The sequence below is a fragment of the Pseudarthrobacter sp. R1 genome, from assembly GCF_024494415.1.
Taxonomy (GTDB): Bacteria; Actinomycetota; Actinomycetes; order Actinomycetales; family Micrococcaceae; genus Arthrobacter.
In genome coordinates this window covers 1-4,412 of the sequence record NZ_JAMKFI010000053.1, presented here as the reverse complement: position 1 = coordinate 4,412, position 4,412 = coordinate 1, and the positions used below count along the sequence as shown (strand labels likewise).

The 4,412-nt window shown below is 62.6% G+C and carries 5 protein-coding genes; 3 read left to right on the top strand and 2 right to left on the bottom strand.

What is annotated here, in order from left to right:
- The first annotated feature begins 960 nt into the window (after nt 1-960).
- From M8J71_RS23060 to M8J71_RS23050, 3 genes are all read left to right on the top strand, one after another.
- On the top strand, nt 961-1,284 hold the full coding sequence (locus tag M8J71_RS23060) for a hypothetical protein (protein WP_374114894.1): 324 nt from the start codon (nt 961-963) through the stop codon (nt 1,282-1,284).
- A 293-nt stretch (nt 1,285-1,577) separates the two neighbouring features.
- Complete coding sequence (locus M8J71_RS23055) at nt 1,578-1,877, top strand: hypothetical protein (protein ID WP_308292979.1); 300 nt, start codon at nt 1,578-1,580, stop codon at nt 1,875-1,877.
- A gap of 567 nt (nt 1,878-2,444) precedes the next feature.
- Nucleotides 2,445-3,698, top strand: a complete 1,254-nt coding sequence (locus M8J71_RS23050; protein ID WP_256250193.1) for an Nramp family divalent metal transporter — start codon at nt 2,445-2,447, stop codon at nt 3,696-3,698.
- Here M8J71_RS23050 and M8J71_RS23530 read toward each other — a convergent pair.
- Complete coding sequence (locus M8J71_RS23530) at nt 3,682-3,924, bottom strand: FeoA family protein (protein ID WP_308292978.1); 243 nt, start codon at nt 3,922-3,924, stop codon at nt 3,682-3,684. The two genes, M8J71_RS23050 and M8J71_RS23530, sit on opposite strands and share 17 nt — an antisense overlap.
- The gene (locus M8J71_RS23525; RefSeq protein WP_308292977.1) at nt 3,918-4,202 is read right to left on the bottom strand and encodes a metal-dependent transcriptional regulator; all 285 of its coding nucleotides are present in this window, start codon (nt 4,200-4,202) and stop codon (nt 3,918-3,920) included. Before M8J71_RS23525 ends, M8J71_RS23530 begins: the two co-directional genes overlap by 7 nt.
- Nucleotides 4,203-4,412 lie beyond the last annotated feature (210 nt).

Below are 4,412 nucleotides of genomic sequence, written 5' to 3'. Positions count from 1 at the left end.
GACCCTGGAAAAAATTGAACACTGGCTCGTCCCGGCCGTCTTCATCGGGCTGGGCCTGACCATCCTCATCGGATCCGGATCCCTGCAACGCCTCATCAGCCTCTGGCTCTGACGCTGTCCCGGCAGCAAGGGCTGGCCGCGGAAGGCCAACGACAAAGATCAAGGGCGGAACAGCCGCAGCGGCAAAAAGCAGCACTATGACCGCCCACCAAACCAAACCCAGCCAGCCCGAAACCGGTGGCGGCGGGCACCGCTAGGGGCACCGCAAGTGCGTCCCCCAAGATGACCGCCAGACCGAGGACAGCGCAGATCACGATCACGACGCCGACGTTAGCGGCAACGGGCGCCGTCTCGGCAAAGACGGTTTCACTGGCACGCCCGATCAGCCGTTTCATGTCCATCAACGCAGCACCAGTGGGAATGTTCTCTAGCAAGGCCAATCCGCGGAAGAACGTCAATATTAGGATTCCGCCAAGGGACAGGAAGCCCCCGACTATCCCCAGCAGGGGCCGAGCCCGCAGGGCACGAAGCCCGGCAAGGGTGAAGCTCACCGCCAGTATCGTGGAAGAGAGGCTGGGCGTCTGCTTGGCAGCCGGCCGCCGGGTTCAGGGCACGTCATCACAAAGTTCCGGACGCGGATCTTCCAGGCATCGTTTCACTCGGGCCGAAGGTGGCACGTGAAGAGGCCTGGCTCCTGGTGCCCGTATGATGGTGTAGTGCTAAATGAGTATTGGGCCACGGCTTCGGCGGCGTATAAGGCCGTGGTCTTGGGCGCCATGGGGATGATCGCCGCCGGCATCGTGCTCAATGTTCTTGGGCAAATGTCAAGGAATGAGGCGATGACCTTTTCATCGTTGGCCGTCATTGGAGCGGGTCTTGTCCTCCACGCCGCCGGCGTTGTCATTCGTGGCCACCAGATCCAGAAGCGCCTTCGGAAGCACTCAACAAAAGGATGACTCAGTGCAAATTACGTTCGTTGCCTCGGGCCTTCATGCCCTGAGTACGATGCCGACTCCCGGTCCGGGAAATGACGGGCTACGGCCAGGTTTGAGCGCCGACCAGGTGTCGCCGGGATTCCTGGGTTTTGTGATGACAGCGTTTATGGTCATAGCGGTTGTGATGCTCATGGTGTCCATGACCCGACGAATCCGGCGGGTGCGCTATGAGGCGCAGTTCAGTGAGCAGGACGCTCCGGCGCTACCCCCACAAACAGGAACCACCGGCGTCGAGGAGACACCGGGCAGCGCAGACGTACCGCCCGGAGAAAACAATTTCCGCGCCTGATCCTGAGTTCGACCTCGTGCCCTGCTCAGTGGGACTCTGAAGCAGCCCAGCTTACGTCACGTCATCTTCTGGGCAGGGTGTGCATAGGCGGCTTGGTTGCTTTGTGAGCTGCCGGGGTTCGTGCACCTGCCGGACTGCACGAACGATTTCGGCGCTCCCCAACTGAACGGTAGCGCTTCGGCGCCCGAACATGCCGTGCTCCTTTAAGCCTGCACGCTAAAGAAGCCCAGCTCAGGCGCCCGTTATGTGAATGTGACAAATTGCGCTGGCATCACATAGGGTCGTCGGCGTTCATGCCCATTCGCAGAACTCACGGCCGTCACCGCGCGGTCCCCGTCCATGCCAGCGCCCTTTCGGTGCTATCGAAATCCATGCTGTCGTCCGCCTACGCCCAGATCGGCGTGGTCCAGGACTGCACGCGGCTGGTGGAAAACGCCCTTAATGCTGCCGGAATCCCTGTCGGTGACCTTGGGCCAAAGCAGTTCATGAACTACGGCACCGTAGTCGCCGACCCCCAGCCTGGTGACATCGTGATGCAGCCCGGCATGTCGGAATCTACGTCGGCAACGGCCAGGTCCTCAGCTCAGGACTGAACGGCAAAAACGAAACGGCCTTCACCCCCTGACCTGGATGGCGTCCAAAGGCGCGGTTACCTCCGTCCGAGCGGGCGCCTAGCCAACTAAAGACTGTGGGGTATCGGTTACTTGGCGCCATGGGGCGCCAAATAACCGACCCTCAACCCCTCCCGAAAAGCCGGCCGTCCACCGCAGCGACCGGGGAGAAAGCGGCGGCGGCAAGAAATGTTTCGTGACTTACCCACTCCTTGACGATCGCGCAGGCGCGTGGGTTTACCAGGAGGAGATCTCAAGGCGACCCGATCGGAGCCTGAATCGAAATGTCACGGGCCAGCTCTGGGCCCTGAACGGGATCGCAAACTCGATCCTCAGCCTGTTCAGAGTTGAGCCAAGGAGGAATCACCAGCGCCTACACCCTGTACGAAGTGGCGAACATCGTGGAACAGCCCACCCCACGGTGCTCTCCTAACGGCCGGCTTCCCGCGGGCGGACACACGCGGCGGAGGGCGACCTAAAAAGAGTTTTCGGTATACCTAAATTCCTTGGTATCCTCGGTGTGTCAGCTACCCCAAAGACGAGGAAACGATGGTTACACCCACCCTTATCCCCCGCGCGGAACGGAAGCCCCGGTGGCGGTCGCGTCTGTTGCTGCTCGGCCCCGCCTTCGTGGCTGCTATTGCCTACGTGGATCCCGGAAACGTCGCGGCAAACCTCACCGCGGGAGCCAGCTTCGGGTACCTGCTGGTGTGGGTCCTGGTGGCAGCGAATTTGATGGCGGTCCTGGTCCAGTACCAGTCGGCGAAGCTGGGCCTGGCCACCGGCCTGAGTTTGCCGGAAATCTTGGGCCGGCGGCTGGGTACCCGCAGGCGCCGGCTGTACTGGCTGCAGGCCGAGCTGGTGGCCGGCGCGACGGACATGGCAGAAGTTATCGGCGGGGCGGTGGCGCTGAATCTTCTCTTCGGCATGCCTCTGCTGGCCGGAGGCGTCATCATTGGTCTTGCTTCCATGTTGTTGCTTGCCCTGCAGTCCACCCGGGGCCAGCGGTCCTTCGAGTATGCGATCATGATGCTGCTGGCCGTTATTGCCGTCGGCTTCGTTTCCGGCCTGTTCGTGAATCCTCCGGAGGCCGGGAGCGTCGTCTCCGGCCTGGTTCCCCGCTTTGAGGGCACCGACACTGTCCTGCTGGCCGCCAGCATGCTCGGCGCGACGGTGATGCCTCATGCGATTTACCTGCACTCCTCACTTGCCCGCGACCGTCATGGTTTCTCCCATGATCCGGCGGTGCGGACACGGCTGATCCGGGTCACACGGTATGACGTCGCCGGTGCCTTGATGCTTGCCGGCGTGGTCAATATCGCCATGTTGCTGCTGGCCGCGTCCAGCCTCCGCGGAATCGAAGGCACCGATACCATCGCCGGGGCCCATGCCGCCGTGACAGCTGCGCTGGGGCCGGTCATCGGTGTGGTTTTCGCCATCGGATTGCTGGCCTCCGGGCTGGCCTCGACCTCTGTCGGCTGTTACGCCGGTGCGACGATCATGGGCGGACTGCTGAAGGTGAGGATTCCGCTGCTGACGCGCCGGGTCATCACGCTGGTTCCGGCGCTGGTGATCCTCGGTGCCGGGATCGAACCGACCCTGGCATTGGTGCTGAGCCAGGTCCTGCTCAGTTTCGGCATACCGTTTGCCCTGATTCCCCTGATCCGGCTCACGGGCGATCGGAAAGTCATGGGCATCCACACCGATTCCCCGGCATTGAAGGTCGCAGGATGGACCAGCGCCACGCTGATTGTTGGACTCAACTGCATCCTCATCATTCTGACCATCACCGGCCAGTCCTGAACCTACTCCGCGCGGCAGGTCGGGGGCGGGGACTAACCCAGATTGCATTCGCCGCGTCCGGGCCGATCTCGATGCCTGCTTCGTGGCCGGTGAACCGGGCCGTCGTTCCGGCAGCGAAGGGCCGCGATTCCGTGACGGTCAGTTCCGTGCCGGGCAACAGCCTTAGCCCCGCACAGTACCTGAGCAGGGCAGGATCAGCGTCAGAGACACGGCTCAGAATCAGCAAAATGCCGGCGGGGCGGCCGACAGCGGGACCTCCTCTTCCCTGTCTGCAGCCGATTTCGTTGAAGGGATGGGGTCCCCGTGCGGGTCGCGTGTGGGGTGCCCGAGGAGCCGGTCCATCCTTCCGACCAAGGTTCCAGATTCTGCATGTTCCAGCACGTCTGCCTCGTCATGGACCTCGTCCCAGCCGTATCCGAGTATTTCGACCAGGAACGTCTCCAGCAACCGGTGTCTGCGCACCAGCAACACGGCCTGCTCACGGCCGGCTACGGTCAGTTCCATATGTCCATAGCGGGCGTGGGTCACACGGCCCGCCTCGGCCAGCTTCCTCACGCCTTCGGAGGCGTAGAGGTACTCATTCCATGCTTTTGGCCAGCCCGCCGACCGTGACCGGGGCGGAGCCGTGTTCAGCACCCATCCAAATCAGCTTCAGATAGTCCTGGGCGGCGGAGGACAGATCCAGCAGCGGCATGGTTCTGATACTAGCGACCC

Coding starts and splice junctions, on each gene's coding strand:
- M8J71_RS23055 (WP_308292979.1), top strand. CDS start 1,578: ATGCCCATTCGCAGAACTCACGGCCGTCACCGCGCGGTCCCCGTCCAT.
- M8J71_RS23050 (WP_256250193.1), top strand. CDS start 2,445: ATGGTTACACCCACCCTTATCCCCCGCGCGGAACGGAAGCCCCGGTGG.
- M8J71_RS23525 (WP_308292977.1), bottom strand. CDS start 4,202: ATGGAACTGACCGTAGCCGGCCGTGAGCAGGCCGTGTTGCTGGTGCGC.